Raw genomic sequence first — 18,432 nt, 5'->3', positions numbered from 1 at the left:
TCTTTCCGGCCAATCTACGTGATTGCTCTCATGGGCCCGATCGAACGGGTCCGGAAAATGAGAACAGGAGAGATTTGTCATGATTACGAAAATGCTGAAAACCACCACCGCCGCGCTGATCCTGAGCGTCGGCGCCAGTGCCGCCAGCGCCCAATCCATGGGCAACCCGATGGTCGGCGGGGCCGAGATGTTCGCCAACCGCAACATCGTCGAGAACGCGGTGAATTCCGCCGATCACACCACGCTGGTCGCCGCCGTGCAGGCCGCGGGCCTGGTCGATACGCTGTCCGGCCCCGGCCCCTTCACCGTCTTCGCGCCCACCAACGACGCGTTTGACGAACTGCCCGATGGGCTGGTCAACGCCCTTCTGCAGGAGGAAAACCTGTCGCAGCTGCAACTGGTCCTGACCTGCCATGTGGTGGCCGCCGACGCGATGTCGGACGCCATTGCCGGCATGATCTCCAATGCCGGCGGGGCCTACCCGATCCGCACCGTGGGCGGCTGCACCATGACGGGCCGCATGGAGAACGGCAATATCGTGATCGAGGATCCGCGCGGCCGCGTGGCCACAGTGACCATCGCCGATGTCGATCAGTCCAACGGCGTGATCCACGTGATCGACCGCGTCCTGCTGCCCGCGGAAGGCTAAGACCCGCATCCCCCTTTCCCGGCGCAAACCCGCGCCGGGCAAGCCAAACACGAGCGCCGTCTTGCCGAGCGGTTTCACATCAATGTCATCCGCGTTGAAACCCCCGCAAAGCCGCTACGTGGTTCCTCACAAGAACCGCCCGAAACGGGTGCGTTCCCAACCCCGCAGGAGAGATTTTTCATGACTACCAACTTGCTGAAAACCACCGCCGCCGCCCTGATCCTGAGCGCTGGCTCCGCCTTCGCCGCTTCCCATTCCCCCGACAACCCGATGGTGGGCGGGGCCGAGATGATGGCCGACATGAACATCATCGAGAACGCCAGCAACTCGCCCATCCACACCACGCTTGTGGCCGCCGTGCAGGCCGCGGGCCTGGTCGAGACGCTGCAGGGCGAAGGTCCGTTCACCGTCTTCGCACCCACCGATGAAGCCTTCGCGGCGCTGCCCGACGGCGTTGTCGAGATGGTGATGATGGAAGAGAACCAGGCGCAGCTGCAAACCATCCTGACCTGCCATGTGGTCGCCGACAGCGCGATGTCGGATGCGATCATGGGCATGATCGAGGATGATGGCGGCGCCTACCCGGTGGAAACCGTCGGCGGCTGCACGCTGATGGCGCGGATGGATGGCGACATGATCACGCTGGAAGATGAAAACGGCCGCGTGGCCACCGTGACGGTCGCCGATGTGCGTCAGTCCAACGGCGTCATTCACGTGATCGACACGGTGCTGCTGCCCGCCAATTAAGGGCAGGCCGCCACGTGCCCGGCGCGCGCCCCTTCGGGGCACTCTCCCATCCCCTGGGGGGCGCGCGCCTCCGACCCCACCACGACAAGCCAGGAAAGGAGTTCCGACATGTTGAGACGACATTTTCTGACCACCGCCCTTGGCGCGGTCGCCTTCACCGGCTTTCCAGCCCGCGCCCAGTATGTCGAGGGCGATTTCGAAGTGACCCGAACCGAGGCCGAATGGCGCGAGATGCTGACCGATCTGGAATACCGCGTGATGCGCGAAGGCGCGACCGAGGAGCCCTATTCCAGCCCGCTGGATGCCAATTACGCCGACGGCATCTATCACTGCCGCGGCTGTGACCTGGCGCTTTATTCCTCGGAAACCAAGTATGACAGCGAAACCGGCTGGCCCAGTTTCACCGCGCCGCTGGAAAACGCGATCGGCACGATGCAGGATCGCAGTTTCTTCATCACCCGCACCGAATGCCATTGCCGCCGCTGTGGCAGCCATCTGGGCCATATCTTCGATGACGGCCCGCCACCCACCGGCGAGCGTCACTGCCTCAACGGCGTGTCGCTGGTCTTCCGCGCGGCCTGATCAGCGCTGCGCGGCGATGGCCCGCCCCGCCGCCGCGCCCGAGGCCCAGGCCCATTGGAAATTGTATCCGCCGAGCCAGCCCGTGACGTCCATCACTTCGCCGATGAGGTAAAGACCGGGCTGGTTCTGCGATTCCATGGTCCGCGATGAGACTTCTTGCGTCGACACCCCGCCAAGCGTGACCTCCGCGGTGCGGTAGCCCTCGGAAGAGGTCGGCGTGACCTGCCAGTCGGTGATCCGGTCGCAGAGCCGCTGCAACGCGGTGTCGGACTGATCGGCGAGATTCCCCGACAGCTCCCACGCTTCCGCCATCTGTGTCACCAGCGCGCGCGGCAGGTAGTCGGATAGCACCGTGGCCAGCGCCTTGCCGCCCTTCTCGGCCCGCCGGTCACGCAGGGCGGTGTAGAGGTCGAGGTCGGGCCTGAGATGCAGCGAAATCGCATCGCCCTCGCGCCAGTAGGACGAGATTTGCAGGATCGCCGGACCGGACAGGCCGCGATGCGTGAAGAGCAGCGCCTCGTCGAAGCCGACCCCGTTGCAGCGCGTGCGGATCGGGAGGGAAACGCCGGAGAGCGGACGGAACACTTCCTTCGTGGTCTCGTCAAAGGTCAGCGGCACAAGGGCGGGGCGGGTCTCGGTCAGGGCATGGCCGAATTGCTCGGCGATCCGGTAGCCAAGCCCGGTCGCGCCCATCTTTGGGATGCTCTTGCCGCCCGTCGCCACCACCAGGTTGCGGGCATGGACCGTGACCGGCTTGCCCTGCCGCGTCAGCGCGACGCGAAACCGGCTGCCGTCATGGGCGATCTCGTCAATCGAGGTATTCAGCCACAGATCGGCGGGCCGCATCTCATCGAGCAGCATGGCAATGATCTCTTTCGACGAGCCGTCGCAGAAGAGCTGCCCCAGGGTCTTTTCGTGCCAGGCAATACCGTGGCGATCCACCAGGTCGATGAAATCCCACTGCGTATAGCGGCTGAGCGCGGATTTGGCGAAATGCGGGTTTTCGGACAGGAAGTTGTCCGGCCCGGCATGCAGATTGGTGAAATTGCAGCGCCCGCCGCCGGAGATGCGGATCTTCTCGCCCGGCGCTTTCGCGTGGTCGATCACCAGCGTGTCGGGCCCGGCATGGGCGGCGGCCATCAGCCCCGCCGCACCGGCACCGAGGATGAGCGTGTTGACCGGTTTGGGAGGCAAGCGGGTCTCTCCGGTTCGGATGTGGCGCCGGGTATGGAGTGCGGGAGCCTCCGGCGGAGGTATTTTCGGCAAAATGAAGGGGGGCGCGCGCGTTAAGGTTAATCGGGGGTGAAGAGGAAGCCGGGGCGGTTCACTTGAAGTTGCGGCTGTCCTTGATCTGGTCCCAGGCCCAGACAACCTCCTGCAACTGTTCCTCCTGGCTGCGGTCGCCGCCATTGATATCGGGGTGCAGCACCTTGATCAGGGATTTGTACGCCTTGCGCACCTCGGCCTTGGTCCAGTGATCCTTGGCGTCCAGGATGTCGATGGCACGGCGCTCGGTCGGCGGCAGGCGGCGGGTGCCGGTGATGGATTTGCCGGGGTTTCGGGTGGCGTTCTCGCCCAGGACCTGGTGCGGATCATCGACACCGAGCCGCGACCAGGCGCGTTCCTCGGCCGATTTCTTGAACGGCTTGGTGGGCCGGTCCCAGACGCGGGCGCGCTCCATCTGGTCCTCCATCTCGGCCTCGGTGGTGCCGTCGAAGAAGTTCCATTTCAGGTTGTATTCGCGCACATGTTCCTTGCAGAACCACAGGTAATCGTCCAGCACATCGGGGGATTTCGGCGCGCGGTACTGGCCGGGCTCGTCGCATCCCGCATGGGCGCAGGGGCGCTGCGAGGTCTCGAACGCGCCCGACATGCCGCGCCGTCCGCCGCGGCGTTTCTTCTTGTCCGTGGACACGCGGAGATCGAAATTGAACGGATCATTTTCGGCCATGGGTCATCCCTTTTCGACTCGGAGCGGACACTCTAGAGTTTTTCGCAGAGGGGATGAAGAGGGGAGGGGGAGAATTGATGGGGCGGGTAGAGAAAATCCGGGAGAATTTGCTGCGGGCGTTGAAACCGGGGCATCTGGAGGTGATCGACGAGAGCGAGAAGCATCGCGGTCATGCCGGGTACCAGGAGGGCGGGCAGAGCCATTTTCATGTGGTTATTCAAGCCGATAGCCTCATGGGCCTGTCGCGTATCGCGCGGCATCGGGCGGTGCATGAGGCGATTGGTAAAGATCTGATGACCGAGATCCACGCATTGTCGGTGGAGTTCCGCGGCTAGGCCTCATTCGGCGGCGATTTCGTTAACGTCCTCGGTCTCGGCGCGGCGCGCTTGCAAGATGGTCAGGATCGAGGCGGAGGGGGCGTCCTCCGCGTCCTCGGGGGTGTCCTCATAGGCGATCCGCGGGACCGGCTGCGGGGCCTGGAAGGCCAGTTCCAGCGCCGTGGGCGGCGGCGGAGAGGATTGCGCAACCTCTTGCAATTGCATGTCTTCCTGCACTTCGCGGCGGAAGACCAGCATGTTGTGATAGGTGGTCCTTGTCCGGGTCAGGCCGACGCGCTCCTCGGCGGGCAGCGTATCGGTGCGCAGGTAGCTCCAGCCCTCGGCCCCCAATTCGTTCATGGCACTGGCCAGGGCATGGGCAAACCGCGCCTCGGGGCTGCGGATTCCCTTGGCTTTCAGGCCCTTGGCCGGGGCCGGGACGACCTTGTATTCATATCTGGGCATGAGCCCCCAAATGGTTAACGCGGCAGCCACTCTAGGGGCCTCATTGGCAATTCCAAAGCGTTGATTGGGCGGTGTGGGCAGTGTTTCCAATGTGGAAACGGTGATGTGCACCCCCCGTACACCCCTCGATGCGCCCCCCGTTCATACAAATTCACGCACGCTTCCGGATGATTGGCGCAGTATATGTGCGGGTTTGCGAAGTCAGCCGAAGGCGATGACCGCCAGGATCACCGCCAGCGCGGCGCTGCCGGTGACGATATGGGTCAGGCGCTTGAGCCGCGCGGGCGTCTCGGGGTCCGGCGCGCGGATGAGCGCCACCTGCGCGGTGACGGCGGCGGCGGTCATGGCGAGCACGACGAGGATTTTGACCCAGAACCAGAACGGCAGGGTGGAGAGCGTGTAGGCGATAACGGCCATCCAGACGCCGGTGATCCAGAGCACGATCAGCGCGGCGAAGGCGACCCGCGAGAGGCGTTTCTGGATCGGGCGGGTGATGGCGGGATCGGTCGACATCGCGCCGATGACCAGGTTGGCAAGGCCAAGGCCGAGACCGGCGGCAAGCGCGAGGATATGGAGGGCCTTGAGGGTCAGCATGGCGCCGAGTGTAGGCGGGATCGGGGGCGGGGGGAAGGCGGGGTTTGATGGCGCGCGGGGGGGGGGGACGTGCGCGCCCTACAGGTCGAGCTTGCCCTGCGCGGTGCGATCCTCCTCGGGCGCGGCGCGTTTGTAGGTGTCGCCATGGCGCCTTGTCTCTCTGCTACGGCTCGAACTTGGACTTGAGCCATTCCAGGACGCGGCGCTGATCATCGCTTGTCGCGCGTCTGACCTGAACCAACAACTTGTGCAGGGACGGACGGTCCAGCGTCAAGTTGGCCGCCCCCTCGTTGCAAACGGAACATAGGGCGCGAAGGTTATGGGCGTCATCGGTGCCACCCTGCGACTTGTCGATGACATGCCCGATTTGCAGTCGGGTCTTGCGCGTTGGATCGAATGGATGGGCCTCGCCCGCCACAGCCCCACATTGCTGGCAGGTAAACCCGTTGCGATCCAACACCAAAGCGCGGGTTTCCTTGGAAATGCCGCGGGCAAAGGCGGGTTCCGGCTTGGGGTCGCGGAGAAGATACTGACCGGGCTTCAACGACGAAAGGTCATTGTGGGTTAGAATCTTGTAGCCTTCTTCCGAGCGGAGTTCCCGAACCCGTCGCGCCCATTCCGTGATTCCGCCCGAAACCTCCCGCAATTCATCCGAGTCCATGACCCGGTTCAGGTTTTCAAGGAAGTGAAGGCGCAGCTTCGCCCGAGCGCCCTGGTTCTTCGGACCTTTCATTCGGCAGCAAGCGGCGCTTCGTCAAACGCCTCGGCGGCGACGATTGCCTGTCGAATGGAGACGCCCAAGCTGCGCGCAACCGGTGGCGGAAAGGCATTGCCGATCTGTCGATAGGCTGCGGTTTTCTTGCCGGTGAACATCCAGGAATCGGGAAACCCTTGGACGCGCGCAACCATACGGTTCGTCAGTCGGGGAGGGCCGTCGAATCCCGGCATGGGCGCGTCCTCGGCGATGGAGCCACCATTGACCCCCAGTTTTCGCCAGGCTTCGCGGGCGCGGGTCGGGCCCAAGTCCGGTCCCCCATGCTTTTTCGACCCGCCAACGATTGTGGGGGCTATAGCGTTCGCGCCGGATTGCCAGGTGTCGATACCCTCCCATCCGTTTGCCGCCATGAGATCGGAGAGCAATTCCCCCACGTTTTGTGGTGATTTACCTGTGGATTTCGGAAAGGAGTAGTGTTTCCAATAGGGTTTGCGTGCCGCGACAATGGCAACACGCGAACGGCTCTGGGACACCGAGAAGTTCTTGGCATCCAGTAGGCACCAATCAACTTCATATCCAAGCTGAGCAAGGGCTGCACGCAATTCGGCGCGATATTGCGCGAAGGATTTGGCCAGGAAGCCCCGAACATTCTCGATCAGCACAAATTTCGGCTGCGTTTCCGCGATCAGGCGAAGGGCGGCGGGAAACAGATTGCGTTCGTCCTTCGCACCCAGCTGCTTGCCGGCAATCGAGAAGGGCGGGCACGGGAGGCCCGCTGCAAACAGGTCAATGCCCTTGATGCCCAGGTTGGACACTTCCGTCATATCGGAGCAATGGACGTTCCAGCCGGGACGGTTTGCGCGCAGCGTTGCGCAGCAATCCAGATCGTTATCCACAAGCAGGACATGACTGAAACCGGCCTGTTCCAACCCGAGCGCCTGGCCACCGGCGCCAGCGCAAAACTCTATTGATTCTAACTGGCGCATTGACCCCTCGGGTGCCTGTATATCGACACTTTGCGGGTAGGGGCAACAAGATCAGGTAGTGGAATCGGATGTGAAGGCGGCGGCACGGCGAGGTTGTCGCCGTAATAGAGGTGGTTGCTCATGGTCTTTGCCCCTCGCCCTGGTCCTGCGCGATTATTGTTGGGCGAAGGTTAAGCCGAGGTTAGGGGGCGGGGCAATGGGGGAGGGGGCGATCACTCGGCGGGATGGTCGCGGGATTCGTTGCGGCGCGCGGTGCGGCGCGTGTCCCAGACCAGATAGGCCGCGAGCGCGAGGGCGAAACCGGGGATGGCCAGAAGGCTGAGGCTGTCCATGGTCAGGTGTCCTCCTTTTCCAAGTATCTCAGAATATAGTGAGCCGCGGCATGTAATGCCAGTCCCGTTGCGAGAAACGCGGCGGTCAGCGCGGTCAGCGACAGCGTGCCCTCGACAAGCGGGCGGAGGAAAGCGAAGCCCAGAAACCCGATTGCCAGCGCGTTCAGGAAGCCTGCGCGCAATTTGACACGCTCGTTATGCGTGGCGAGGGGATCGCGCAGGCGCATGGTCTAGAGGGCCAGTTTCCGCGCCACGATTTCGTTGACGGCTTTCGGATTGGCCTTGCCGCCCGTGGCCTTCATGACCTGGCCCACGAACCAGCCCGCCAGTTTCGGGTTTTGCCTGGCCTTTTCGACCTGGGCGGGGTTGGCGGCGATGATTTCGTCCACGGCGGCCTCGATGGCGCCCGTGTCCGTTACCTGTTTCATGCCGCGCGCCTCGACGATCTGTTCGGGGTCGCCGCCTTCGGTATAGGTGATCTCGAAGAGGTCCTTGGCGATCTTGCCCGAGATGTCGCCCTTCTTGATCAGCCGGACAATGGCGGCCAGTTGCGCCGGCGAGACGGGGCTTTCGGCGATGCCTCGTTCGTCTTTCTTGAGGCGCCCGAAAAGCTCGTTGATGACCCAGTTGGCGGCGAGCTTGCCGTCGCCCGCCTCGGCGGCCACGGATTCGAAATAGGCCGCGTTGGCGGTGTCGGCGGTGAGCACGGAGGCGTCATAATCCGAGAGGCCGAAATCGGCCATGAAGCGGGCCTTCTTGGCGTCGGGCAGTTCGGGCAGGCGGGCTGCGATGTCGTCGATCCAGGCCTGTTCGATCTCCAGCGGCAGCAGGTCGGGATCGGGGAAGTAGCGGTAGTCGTGGGCCTCTTCCTTGGAGCGCATGGAGCGCGTCTCGCCCTTGTCCGGGTCATAGAGCCGGGTTTCCTGATCCACTGTGCCGCCCGCTTCGACAATGGCGATCTGGCGGCGCGCCTCGTGTTCGATGGCGGCCTGGATGAAGCGCAGGCTGTTCATGTTCTTGATCTCGCATCTTGTGCCGAGATGGCTGAAATCCTGGCTGTCCTGGTAGCGCTCATAGGCGCCGGGCTGGCAGATGGAAACGTTCACATCGGCGCGCAGGTTGCCGTTTTGCATGTTGCCGTCGCAGGTGCCGAGGTAGCGCATGATCTGGCGCAGCTTGGAGACATAGGCGGCGGCCTCCTCGGGGCCACGGATGTCGGGGCGGCTCACGATCTCCATCAGGCAGACGCCGGTGCGGTTGAGGTCGACGAAACTCATCGCCGGGTCCATGTCGTGGATGGATTTCCCGGCATCCTGTTCCATGTGGATGCGTTCGATGCGGACCGTCCTTGCCGTTCCGTCGCCCATTTCCACCAGCACCTCGCCCTCGCCCACGATGGGGTGATACAGCTGGCTGATCTGGTAGCCCTGCGGCAGGTCGGGATAGAAGTAGTTCTTGCGGTCGAAGGCGGATTTCAGGTTGATCACGGCCTTCAGGCCAAGCCCGGTGCGCACCGCCTGTTCGACGCAGAACTCGTTGATCACCGGCAGCATCCCCGGCATGCCCGCATCGACGAAGGCGACGTTGGAATTGGGTTCGGCCCCGAAGCGGGTGGAGGCGCCCGAGAAGAGCTTGGCGTTGGAGGCGACCTGGGCGTGAACCTCCAGCCCGATCACAAGCTCCCAATCCTGTTTCGCGCCCGAGATCACCTTGGGCTTCGGCGTGTCATAGGTCAGGTCAAGCATGAAGGGTCTCCGGCGCGGTTTCGCCCGCGGTTCTAGGGCAGGGGGCGGAAGGGGGCAAGAGGGGGCGGGGATCGGCGGAGCCTTGCCAGTTTGAGCCCGTCACCGGTTGCCGGGCTGGATCGACTCGGGGCTTTGCGCGCAGAGAAAGCCGTCGCTCCCCCGGATTGGGGAGTTTTCTTTACGAGAACCACGATGCCCCGTCTCATCCGGCCCGTCCTGCTGGCCCTTGTGTCCGCCTTTGCCCTTGCCGCCTGCGCCGAGCTGCGCCCCGCGCCCGACCCCGTCGCCGAGCCGGTAATGCGGTGGGATCACCGGCCCGAAGCGGCGATCTGGACCCGCGCTTCGATGGAGATGCTGAACAGCGATGCGGCGATCCTGACGCAGGTGGTGCCGTCCGACGCCGAGGATTGGTGCCCCGGCTATACCCATGCCGATGCCGAGACCCGCGCGGCCTTCTGGACCGGGTTCATGTCGGCGCTGGCGCGCTATGAGAGCACCTGGAACCCCGATGCCGTGGGGGGCGGCGGGCGCTGGTTCGGGCTGCTGCAGATCTCGCCCGCGACGGCGCGGTATCGCAATTGCGCCGTGGGGACCGGCAGCGCGCTGCGCGACGGGGCGGCCAACCTGCGCTGCGCCTTGCGGATCATGGCGGTGACGGTGCCGCGCGACGGCGTGGTCAGCCAGGGCAGGCGCGGCGTGGCCGCCGATTGGGGGCCGATGCGCGACCCGGCCAAGGCCGCCGAGATGCGGGCCTGGCTGCATCGGCAGAGCTATTGTCAGGGGTGAGGCGCATGACCCGCCGTTTCCTGCCCCTTGCGGCGATGTTCGCCCTCGGGATGTCCACCGTGGCGCTGGCCGAAGTGACCGCGCCCGAACTGCCCGAGGTGGCCGAGATCGGGCCGCAGGAGGAAGTGCGCAATCCGGACGCGCCCGAAACCGCCTCGGCCCCCGATATCATCCGCCCGGTGCAGCGCCCGACCGCGGCGCCGCTGGCCAGCCTGCGGCCCGTGACCCGGCCCGAGATCTTGGTGCCCGTCCTGCATTGGGACGAACAGCGCCCCGGAATGGTGGCGCCCGCCGACCCGGCCTGGGGCATCGCCCTGATCACCGCGATCCGCGACCGCGAGCAACTTTTGCGCACCGTGCCCGGCGATATTGCCGAATGGTGTCCGGAATACGAGGAAAACGGGCTGGAGGAACGCGCGGCGTTCTGGGCGGGCCTGGTCTCGGCGCTGGCCTGGTATGAGAGCACCCATAACCCCCGCGCCGTGGGCGGCGGCGGACAGTGGTTCGGGCTGATCCAGATCGCGCCCGCCACCGCGCGCTACCGCGATTGCGCGGTCGGCACCGGCGAGGCGCTGATGAACGGCTCCGCCAATCTGCGCTGCGGCGTGCGGATCATGGCGCAGAACGTGCTGCGCGACGGGGTGGTCAGCCGGGGCATGCGGGGCGTCGCCGCCGAATGGGGACCGTTTCACAGCCGCACGCGGCGCGAGGCGATGCGGGACTGGGTGTCGTCGCAGAGCTATTGCGATCCGCGCGGTTAGACTTGTCTGATCGGGATGCCGCGTTCCGTCATCTCGCGGATGAGCGCGATGGCATTGGGCAGGGCGCGGCGCGGAAGCGCGCGTTCGCTGCCTGAGGTCATGACCACCCGCACATCGCCGCCGATGATCCGCAGATGCGCGATGTCCGAGAGCGGCAGCGCCTCTTCCCCGAAGCCCTCGTAGATCTCCAGCGCCGAGGGGGAGATGCGGATGCCGTAGATCGGGCGCAGCGCCAGTTGCAGCAGGCAGATGCCGAGGCAGGGCAGGAGTGCGGCCCAGACCCAGGGCGCGGCCCCGGACCAGGCGGCGGCCCCGGCCATGATCGTGCCTGCGGCCAGCCCCGGCCAGGCGCAGCGCGCGCGCCCCAGGACGCGGTATTGAAAGCTTGGTGTCATGACCGCGATCCTGCGCGGCCATCTGGGTTTTTTCGTGGCAAGGCTGCGCGTCTCGGGTGGCGAATGCGCAGGGATTGTGTGCAATTCCCTGTCAGGCCGATCTGACCGCGATGGCCGAGATCTCGACCTTCATCGCGGGGTCGATCAACGCGACGCGAACGCCCGAATTGGCCGGGTGAATGCCCTGCAATTCGTCGCGCAGGACCGCGCCGATGGCGTCCCAGTCGTCGGGATCGGTGAAATAGGTCACGATCTGCACGAGGTCGTGCAGGCTTGCCCCCGCCTGGTGCAGCGCGGCCTCGATATTGCGGAAGGTCTGGCGGGTCTGTTCGGCGGCCTCCTCGGGCAGCGCGCCGGTGGCGTAGTCATAGCCCGTCGTGCCCGAGACATAGATCGTGTCGCCCGCGACCACGGCGCGGGAATGGCCATATTTCTCCTCGAAAACCGAGCCGGAGAAGACGTGCTTTTTTATGCGCTTACCCCTCCAGCATCCGGCTGGTCATCTCGGCCAGGTCGCGGCTGAGGCCGTCTGTGTCGAGGATGCGCTCAAGCTCTGTCCGCATCAGGGTCTGGCGGTCGGCATCGTAGCGTTTCCAGGTCTCGAACGCGGTGGAGAGGCGGGCGGCGGTCTGCGGGTTGGCGGCATCGAGGCGGATCAGCCAGGTGGCGAGGAAGCGGTAGCCCGCGCCGGAAGGGTCGTGGAAGCCCGCCGGGTTGCCGCCTGTCAGCCCGCCCATCACCGCGCGGAAGCGGTTTGGGTTTTTCATCGTGAAATCAGGGTGTTCTGTCAGTATCTTCGCGCGGGATACGGCGTCTTTCGGCTCGGCCTGCGCGACCTGGAGCATGAACCATTTATCCATCACCAGGCGGTCACCGTGCCATTGCGCCTCGAACTGCGCGGCCACCTGTGGGTCGCCCGCCTCCAGCAGGCAGGCGAAGGCGGCAAGTTGATCGGTCATGTTGGTGGCGGTGTCGAACTGGGCGCGGGCGCGGGTCGCGCCGTCGCGCGGGGTGAGGCGCCTCAAGGCCATGTTGCGCAAGGCGCGTTTGCCGGATTGCGCGGCATCGGGCCGGTAGGGCGCGTCGCTGGCGAGGCGGTCGTAAAGCGTGGTGAAGAGCCCCTCCATGTGGTCGCCGATCGAGCGCCCGAGCGCCTTCAGCGCGTGGTGAATGGCGGTCGGGTCGGGCACCACGCCCGCATCGACGCAGCCCTGCGCGATGTCGTCCTGCGAGGGCAGCGACAGCACCAGCGCGCGGAAGGCGGGGTCGAGGGTGTCATTCGCCGCCGCCATCTGCAGCGCATCCAGATAGGCGGGGTCGGGGGCGGCGCGGTCGGTCAGCATCGCCAGGACGGTCTGACGGGTCAGGGCGCGTCCGGCCTCCCACCGCACGAAAGGGTCGGTGTCATGCGCCAGCAGCGTGGCGCGGTCGTTGAAACCGGGGCTGTGGTCGAGGATCACGGGGGCCGAGAAGCCGCGCAGGAGCGAGGGGATCGGGCGCGCGTCGAGGCCGTCGAAACGCAGGCTCTGGCGGGCCTCGGTCAGTTCCACCACCTGCGTCGGGCGCGCTTCGGATCCGTCGGGATTGATCAGCCCCATCGCCATCGGGATGAGTTGCGGTTCCTTGTCGGGCTGACCGGGTGTGGGCGGTGTTACCTGTTCAAAATCAATCCGGTATGTGCCGTCCTTGAAGCTGTCGGTGACCGTCACGCGCGGGGTTCCGGCCTGGGTGTACCAGCGCTTGAACCGGGTCAGGTCGCGGCCGGTCGTATCCTCGAACACCTTGAGCCAATCCTCGATCGTGGCGGCGTCACCGTCGTGGCGGGAAAAGTAGAGATCGCACGCCTTGTAATAGGCGTCGTCGCCCACCAGGCGCTTGAGCATCCCGATGATCTCGGCGCCCTTCTCATAGACCGTGGCGGTGTAGAAATTGTTGATCTCGACGAAGCTTTCGGGCCGGACGGGATGCGCCAGGGGCCCCGCATCCTCGCGGAACTGGCGCGCGCGCAGGGACAGGACGTTGCCGATGCGCTCGACCGCCGCCCCGCGCGTGTCGCCGGAGAACTGCTGATCGCGGAACACGGTCAGCCCTTCCTTGAGGCACAGTTGGAACCAGTCGCGGCAGGTGATGCGGTTGCCGGTCCAGTTGTGGAAATACTCATGCGCGATGATCGCCTCGATACGGGCGAAATTGTCGTCGGTGGAGGTCTCGGGGCTGGCCAGCACGGCGGAGGAGTTGAAGATGTTGAGCCCCTTGTTCTCCATCGCGCCCATGTTGAAATCGTCGACCGCGACGATGTTGAAGATGTCGAGGTCGTATTCGCGCCCGTAAACCTCCTCATCCCATCGCATCGAGCGTTTCAGCGCGTCCATGGCGAAGGCGCATTTGCCCTCATCGCCGCGCCGGACCCAGATGTTGAGCGCCACGTCGCGCCCCGAGCGGGTGGTAAAGCGGTCCGAGATCGCCACCAGGTCGCCCGCGACAAGCGCGAAGAGGTAGGCGGGTTTCGGCCAGGGATCGGACCAGACGGCCATGCCATTGCCGCGCTCGGCGTGGTTGCCGTTGGACAGGAGCACCGGCAGGTCGGAATTGATCCGCACCTCGAAGGGGGCCATCACATCGGGGCGGTCGGGGTAATAGGTGATCTTGCGAAAGCCCTCGGCCTCGCATTGGGTGCAGAACATTCCATTGGACATGTAGAGCCCCTCCAGCGCGGTGTTGGCCTCGGGGTTGATCTCGACCTCGGCCTCCCAGGTGAAGGCGTCTTGCGGCAGGGTGTCGCCGGGGACGGTCAGGCTTGTGTCGGTTTTCCGATATTCGTTACCGGTGAGGGGTTTGCCGTCCACAGCTAAAGTGATGAGCGAAAGATTTTCCCCGTCCAGATGCAGGTCGCGCCCCTCGGCATCCGGGTTGCGTATGAACCGGATTTTCGAGCGGACGCGGGTCGCGGTCGGGTGCAGGTCAAAGGCAAGCTCGACCTTTTCCACCCACCAGTTCGGGGCGGTGTAATCGGCCAGGTGGACGGTCTGGGGGGCGTCGGCTTGCATGGGGGATTCCTTCGCGTTTGGTCGCCCCAATGAGTAGCGGATGGGCGCGCAGGTGCAAGGTCGGGCGCGGGTCCGATTGAACCTTTCCCCTGCGTCACCCGACCCATGGACAGCGCCCCCGATTCAACCAAAGGAGATGTCCCGATGCGCCCCCTGACCCTCAAAGCCGCCTGTCTTGCGCTTGCCGCCCTCACGCCTGCCGCCGCGCCGGCGCAATCCCTGATCCAGTTGGAGGGGATCCAGTTGATGCCCGATGCCGTTCCCGGATTCGCCGGACAGCAGGGGATCAGCGTCCAGCCCGGTGTGCTGGCCGTGCAATGCCCCGCGCCCGCCATCCGGTCCTTTGCCGCGCGGCGGATCGGCGGGGGGTTGATCCGGATCGAGGCGGAGATCGCCAATATCGGCGGCGCGCCCTACCGCTCGCGCGACGGGCAGCAGCTTGTCACGCTGATGAATGCCAGCGGTGCGCCCATTGGCTATCGCGGCTTCGTCAACCTCAACCCCGGAGAAAGCTTTGTCTTCGCCACCGAGCGCAGCTGGAACCCCGGTCACGAGTTCCAGGAAGGCTTCGGCGTCGAGATCAGCTATGATCCCGACATTTTGCGTGACGCCAACCCGCAAAACGACGATTGCCGGATGGGCGACAACCGCGCCAGCCTCGGCCCCGCCGAGATCAACGCGCTGTTCAACTGAGATCATACATCCTCCTGACAGAATGCTGTCAGGAGGGGTATGTCAAAACGCTGTCATTCGCTATGTCTCAACATGAAGGAATGACAATCATGACCCATGCACCCGAACATGCCGTTGTCTGGTCCGAAATCCCGGTCTCGGACCTGGACAAGGGAATGAAATTCTACGCCGCGATCACCGGCATGGCGTTGGAGAAGGAGACCTCGGGCGAGGAGGTGTTCGCCAATTTCAAGCCCGCCGACCCGATGAAGGGCGTCGCGGGACACCTCTACCGGGGCAAGCCCGCGGGCGATGGCACCGGCCCCACCATCCACCTGGCCGCTGAAGGCACGTCGGAGGAGATGATGGAGCGGGTGAAACAGGCGGGCGGCACCGTGGTCTCGCCGATCATCCAGATCCCGCCGGGGCGTTTCTTCTACGCCACCGATCCCGATGGCAATTCCATCGGCCTCTTCGAGGTCGCCTGAAGGATGCGCCGGGCCGACCGCCTGTTTCGAATCGTGCAGATGATGCGCGGCGGGCGGTTGGTCACGGCAGACAAGCTGGCCGAAAAGCTGGAGGTCAGCACCCGCACCATCTACCGCGATATTGCCGACCTCATGGCCAGCGGTGTGCCGGTCGACGGCGAGGCGGGTGTGGGTTACGTGATGGAGGAAGGCTATGACCTGCCGCCGCTGATGTTCACGCGGGACGAGATCGTGGCGCTGGTCGCCGGGGCCCGCCTGATCCGGGCCTTTGGCGGCGCGGATATGGCGCGCGGCGCCGAGGAGGCGCTTGTCAAGATCGGCGCGGTGTTGCCCGAGGCCGAGCGGTTGCGCGCGGGGCAGGTGCCGGTCCACGCCATCGGGCCGCGCATGACCGACGATCTGCGGGTGAGGATCGACCGGGTCGAGGCGGCCGCGGATGCGGGCCAGCGCCTGATGCTGGATTACAGTGATGAAAAGGGCGCGCGGACGGATCGGGTGATCCGGCCCCTGGGGTTGTGGTTCTGGGGCTCGGTCTGGACCGTGGTGGGCTGGTGCGAACTGCGCGAGGATTTCCGCATGTTCCGGCTGGACCGGATTCAGGGAATGCAAGAAGGTGCCTCTTTCAAACCCGAAAGGGGCAAGAAATTGCAGGATTTCTATAGGCTTATGGAAGAGAGGCACGGGGCCGAGCGCGGGCGCTGACGCGCGGATTTCTTGCCCTTGAGCGGATTTTGGACTAGCTCTGCGCCAAGCACGGTATGCGACAGTATGCGGACCGGATGTCAGGCATTGGTAGGAGAGAGTCGGATGAGCAAGCGGATTGACAAGCAGGGGCTGCAGGTGGCTGCGGACCTGGCGGATTTCATCGAGACCCGCGCGCTGCCCGGAACCGGCGTGGAGGCGGATGCGTTCTGGGCGGGGTTTGCGCAGATCGTGCATGACCTTGGGCCGAAGAACCGGGCGCTGCTGGAAAAACGCGAGGATCTGCAGGAGAAGATCGACGCCTGGCACATTGCCAATCGCGACGGCCCGCATGACCGCAAGGCATATAAGGCGTTCCTGGAAGAGATCGGCTATCTGGTGCCCGAGGGCGAGGATTTCACCATCGACACCGCCAATGTCGACCCCGAGATCGCGCGCGTGCCCGGCCCGCAACTGGTCGTGCCGGTGATGAACGCGCGCTATGCGCTGAATGCGGCCAATGCGCGGTGGGGCAGTCTCTATGACGCGTTCTATGGCACCGATGCGCTTGGCAGCCGGCCCGAGGGCAAGGGCTATGAGCGCGGGCGCGGCGCGCGGGTGGTGGCGCAGGCCCGCGTCCTGCTGGACACGCATTTCCCGATCAGGGGCGCGAGCCATGCCGATATTCGCCGTTACGAGGTGGTCGATGGCGCGCTGGTGATGGATGGGCACCCGTTGGTGAGCCCTGAGAAATTCGTCGGCCATAGCGGCTCGGCGCGGTGTCCCGACGCGGTGGTGCTGGTCAATCACGGGCTGCATGTGGAGCTGGTCTTTGACGGCAACCATTATATCGGCCGCTATGACCGCGCCAACATGGCCGATATCCGGATCGAGGCCGCGATGACCGCGATCATGGATTTCGAGGATAGCGTCGCCGCCGTCGATGCCGAGGACAAGGTGGCGTGCTACGCCAACTGGCTGGGGCTGATGCAGGGCGATCTGAGCGAGGAGGTCGAGAAGGGCGGCAAGAGGTTCACGCGCGCGCTCAACCCCGACAAGAGCTATTCCGGGCCGGATGGCGAGGCGGTCACGCTGAAGGGGCGGGCGCTCCTCTGGGTGCGCAATGTCGGCCATTTGATGACCAACCCCGCGATCCTGGACCGCGATGGCGGCGAGGTCTTCGAGGGGCTGATGGATGCGATGGTGACGACGCTGATCGCCATGCACGATTTACAGCGCGAGGGCGGCAATTCGCTGCACGGCTCGGTCTATGTGGTCAAGCCGAAGATGCACGGGCCGGAAGAAGTGGCCTTTGCGGATGAGATTTTCGACCGGGTGGAAGAGGTGCTCGGCCTGCCGCGCCATACCGTGAAACTGGGCATCATGGATGAGGAGCGGCGCACGACTGTCAACCTCAAGGAATGTATCCGCGCCGCGAAAAGCCGCGTGGCCTTCATCAATACCGGGTTTCTCGACCGCACCGGGGACGAGATCCATACCTCCATGGAGGCGGGGCCGTTCAGCCGAAAGGAGTTCATCAAGCGCAAGGGCTGGATCGCGGCCTATGAGGCGCAGAATGTCGATGTCGGGCTGGAATGCGGGCTTCAGGGCCGCGCGCAGATTGGCAAGGGCATGTGGGCCATCCCCGACCAGATGGCCGCGATGCTGGAACAGAAGATCGAGCATCCGCGCGCCGGGGCCAATTGCGCCTGGGTGCCGTCGCCCACGGCGGCCACGCTGCACGCGCTGCATTACCACCAGGTCGATGTCTTCGCGCGGCAAGATGCGATCAGGGCGGGCGGCAAGCGCGCCTTTGTCGAGCATATCCTTGATATTCCGCTGGCGAATTACCGCGCCTGGAGCGAGGCGCAGATCATCGCCGAGGTCGAGAACAATGCGCAAGGGATCCTGGGCTATGTCGTGCGCTGGATCGACCAGGGCGTCGGCTGTTCCAAGGTGCCCGACATCAACGATGTCGGCCTGATGGAGGACCGCGCGACCTGCCGCATCTCGGCGCAGCACATCGCCAACTGGATGCATCACGGCGTCGTCGACGAGGGCCGGGTGATGGAGGCGATGCAGAAGATGGCCGCCGTGGTGGACAAGCAGAACGCGGGCGATGCCGCTTACGTGCCGATGGCACCGGGGTTCGACGGGATTGCCTTCCAGGCGGCCTGTGACCTTGTGTTCAAGGGGCGGGTGCAGCCCTCGGGCTATACCGAGCCGGTGCTGCATCGGCGCAGGCTGGAACTGAAGGCGTCACAATAGACGGCGCGCCCGGCGTCGCGGTCGGGATTTCAGGTATTTTGATCGTTTCAGGGTCGAGATGCATCGGTTTTCTCTGCCTCCCGCGCTTTGCGCTCGAACGCGAAAACCGATCCCCCGTTTCGACCGGACCCTGAAAAGCCCGAAACGAAGACGATGGGGGCAGGTGCGGGTCTGCCCCCTTTATGGATGGCCCGCCCCTCCCGCCGCCGCTCGTGTAGGGTGTCGGTGTTCAAAGGAGGAAGGAACGAACC

Annotated in this window: 21 protein-coding genes; 10 read left to right on the top strand and 11 right to left on the bottom strand. The window is 64.9% G+C overall.

Going from position 1 to position 18,432, the window contains the following annotated elements:
* Nucleotides 1-79 precede the first annotated feature (79 nt).
* The 3 genes from HNS34_RS17290 to msrB all read left to right on the top strand — a co-directional run bounded on the left by HNS34_RS17290 (nt 80) and on the right by msrB (nt 1,978).
* Nucleotides 80-649 carry a fasciclin domain-containing protein gene (locus HNS34_RS17290; RefSeq protein WP_235952788.1) on the top strand — a complete coding sequence of 190 codons (570 nt, stop codon included), beginning with the start codon at nt 80-82 and terminating at the stop codon, nt 647-649.
* Nucleotides 650-829: 180 nt separating this feature from the next.
* Complete coding sequence (locus tag HNS34_RS17285; RefSeq protein WP_172321345.1) at nt 830-1,396, top strand: fasciclin domain-containing protein; 567 nt, start codon at nt 830-832, stop codon at nt 1,394-1,396.
* A gap of 108 nt (nt 1,397-1,504) precedes the next feature.
* The gene (msrB, locus tag HNS34_RS17280; RefSeq protein WP_172321344.1) at nt 1,505-1,978 is read left to right on the top strand and encodes a peptide-methionine (R)-S-oxide reductase MsrB; all 474 of its coding nucleotides are present in this window, start codon (nt 1,505-1,507) and stop codon (nt 1,976-1,978) included.
* Here msrB and HNS34_RS17275 read toward each other — a convergent pair whose 3' ends face one another.
* Nucleotides 1,979-3,172: a BaiN/RdsA family NAD(P)/FAD-dependent oxidoreductase gene (locus tag HNS34_RS17275; RefSeq protein ID WP_268879106.1), complete on the bottom strand. Its 1,194-nt coding sequence runs from the start codon at nt 3,170-3,172 to the stop codon at nt 1,979-1,981.
* A gap of 130 nt (nt 3,173-3,302) precedes the next feature.
* A complete protein-coding gene (locus tag HNS34_RS17270) occupies nt 3,303-3,929 on the bottom strand; it encodes a J domain-containing protein (protein WP_172321342.1) in 627 nt (208 codons plus the stop codon).
* 77 nt (nt 3,930-4,006) lie between these two features.
* On the opposite strand from HNS34_RS17270, the gene HNS34_RS17265 reads away from it, so the two are divergent.
* Nucleotides 4,007-4,264 (top strand): BolA family protein, encoded by a 258-nt coding sequence (locus HNS34_RS17265; protein WP_172321341.1) that lies wholly within the window; start codon nt 4,007-4,009, stop codon nt 4,262-4,264.
* Nucleotides 4,265-4,267: 3 nt separating this feature from the next.
* Here the strand turns inward: HNS34_RS17265 and HNS34_RS20565 are convergent, their stop codons facing one another.
* From HNS34_RS20565 to gatB, 6 genes are all read right to left on the bottom strand, one after another.
* Nucleotides 4,268-4,711 carry a DUF4177 domain-containing protein gene (locus HNS34_RS20565; RefSeq protein ID WP_214647522.1) on the bottom strand — a complete coding sequence of 148 codons (444 nt, stop codon included), beginning with the start codon at nt 4,709-4,711 and terminating at the stop codon, nt 4,268-4,270.
* Between the two features lie 201 nt (nt 4,712-4,912).
* Nucleotides 4,913-5,305 carry a CopD family protein gene (locus tag HNS34_RS17255; RefSeq protein WP_172321340.1) on the bottom strand — a complete coding sequence of 131 codons (393 nt, stop codon included), beginning with the start codon at nt 5,303-5,305 and terminating at the stop codon, nt 4,913-4,915.
* 163 nt (nt 5,306-5,468) lie between these two features.
* The gene (locus HNS34_RS17250; protein WP_214647521.1) at nt 5,469-6,038 is read right to left on the bottom strand and encodes an HNH endonuclease; all 570 of its coding nucleotides are present in this window, start codon (nt 6,036-6,038) and stop codon (nt 5,469-5,471) included.
* On the bottom strand, nt 6,035-7,006 hold the full coding sequence (locus HNS34_RS17245) for a DNA cytosine methyltransferase (protein ID WP_172321339.1): 972 nt from the start codon (nt 7,004-7,006) through the stop codon (nt 6,035-6,037). Before HNS34_RS17245 ends, HNS34_RS17250 begins: the two co-directional genes overlap by 4 nt.
* A 334-nt stretch (nt 7,007-7,340) precedes the next feature.
* The gene (locus HNS34_RS17240; RefSeq protein WP_172321338.1) at nt 7,341-7,565 is read right to left on the bottom strand and encodes a hypothetical protein; all 225 of its coding nucleotides are present in this window, start codon (nt 7,563-7,565) and stop codon (nt 7,341-7,343) included.
* A gap of 3 nt (nt 7,566-7,568) precedes the next feature.
* A complete protein-coding gene (gene gatB / locus HNS34_RS17235) occupies nt 7,569-9,083 on the bottom strand; it encodes an Asp-tRNA(Asn)/Glu-tRNA(Gln) amidotransferase subunit GatB (RefSeq protein ID WP_172321337.1) in 1,515 nt (504 codons plus the stop codon).
* 192 nt (nt 9,084-9,275) lie between these two features.
* Here gatB and HNS34_RS17230 point away from each other — a divergent pair, with 192 nt between their 5' ends.
* On the top strand, nt 9,276-9,869 hold the full coding sequence (locus HNS34_RS17230; protein ID WP_172321336.1) for a transglycosylase SLT domain-containing protein: 594 nt from the start codon (nt 9,276-9,278) through the stop codon (nt 9,867-9,869).
* 5 nt (nt 9,870-9,874) lie between these two features.
* On the top strand, nt 9,875-10,630 hold the full coding sequence (locus HNS34_RS20790; RefSeq protein ID WP_235952787.1) for a transglycosylase SLT domain-containing protein: 756 nt from the start codon (nt 9,875-9,877) through the stop codon (nt 10,628-10,630).
* On the opposite strand, the gene HNS34_RS17220 is transcribed toward HNS34_RS20790, so the two are convergent.
* The 3 genes from HNS34_RS17220 to pepN all read right to left on the bottom strand — a co-directional run bounded on the left by HNS34_RS17220 (nt 10,627) and on the right by pepN (nt 14,072).
* A complete protein-coding gene (locus HNS34_RS17220; protein ID WP_172321335.1) occupies nt 10,627-11,025 on the bottom strand; it encodes a hypothetical protein in 399 nt (132 codons plus the stop codon). The two genes, HNS34_RS20790 and HNS34_RS17220, sit on opposite strands and share 4 nt — an antisense overlap.
* Nucleotides 11,026-11,116: 91 nt before the next feature.
* Nucleotides 11,117-11,437 carry a Rid family hydrolase gene (locus tag HNS34_RS17215; RefSeq protein ID WP_328700563.1) on the bottom strand — a complete coding sequence of 107 codons (321 nt, stop codon included), beginning with the start codon at nt 11,435-11,437 and terminating at the stop codon, nt 11,117-11,119.
* Nucleotides 11,438-11,501: 64 nt separating this feature from the next.
* On the bottom strand, nt 11,502-14,072 hold the full coding sequence (gene pepN / locus HNS34_RS17210; protein WP_172321334.1) for an aminopeptidase N: 2,571 nt from the start codon (nt 14,070-14,072) through the stop codon (nt 11,502-11,504).
* A gap of 144 nt (nt 14,073-14,216) precedes the next feature.
* Here pepN and HNS34_RS17205 point away from each other — a divergent pair, with 144 nt between their 5' ends.
* The 4 genes from HNS34_RS17205 to HNS34_RS17190 all read left to right on the top strand — a co-directional run bounded on the left by HNS34_RS17205 (nt 14,217) and on the right by HNS34_RS17190 (nt 18,181).
* On the top strand, nt 14,217-14,765 hold the full coding sequence (locus HNS34_RS17205; protein ID WP_172321333.1) for a hypothetical protein: 549 nt from the start codon (nt 14,217-14,219) through the stop codon (nt 14,763-14,765).
* A gap of 89 nt (nt 14,766-14,854) precedes the next feature.
* Entirely contained in the window at nt 14,855-15,232 is a 378-nt protein-coding gene (locus HNS34_RS17200; RefSeq protein ID WP_172321332.1) for a VOC family protein, read from the top strand.
* A 3-nt stretch (nt 15,233-15,235) separates the two neighbouring features.
* On the top strand, nt 15,236-15,934 hold the full coding sequence (locus tag HNS34_RS17195) for a helix-turn-helix transcriptional regulator (protein ID WP_172321331.1): 699 nt from the start codon (nt 15,236-15,238) through the stop codon (nt 15,932-15,934).
* A 105-nt stretch (nt 15,935-16,039) separates the two neighbouring features.
* The gene (locus HNS34_RS17190) at nt 16,040-18,181 is read left to right on the top strand and encodes a malate synthase G (RefSeq protein WP_172321330.1); all 2,142 of its coding nucleotides are present in this window, start codon (nt 16,040-16,042) and stop codon (nt 18,179-18,181) included.
* Nucleotides 18,182-18,432 lie beyond the last annotated feature (251 nt).

Origin of the sequence: Alterinioella nitratireducens, assembly GCF_013155465.1 — a bacterium.
Classification (GTDB): domain Bacteria; phylum Pseudomonadota; class Alphaproteobacteria; order Rhodobacterales; family Rhodobacteraceae; genus Alterinioella; species Alterinioella nitratireducens.
Note: the sequence above shows the minus strand (reverse complement) of the source record. Positions and strands in the feature narration are given on the sequence as shown.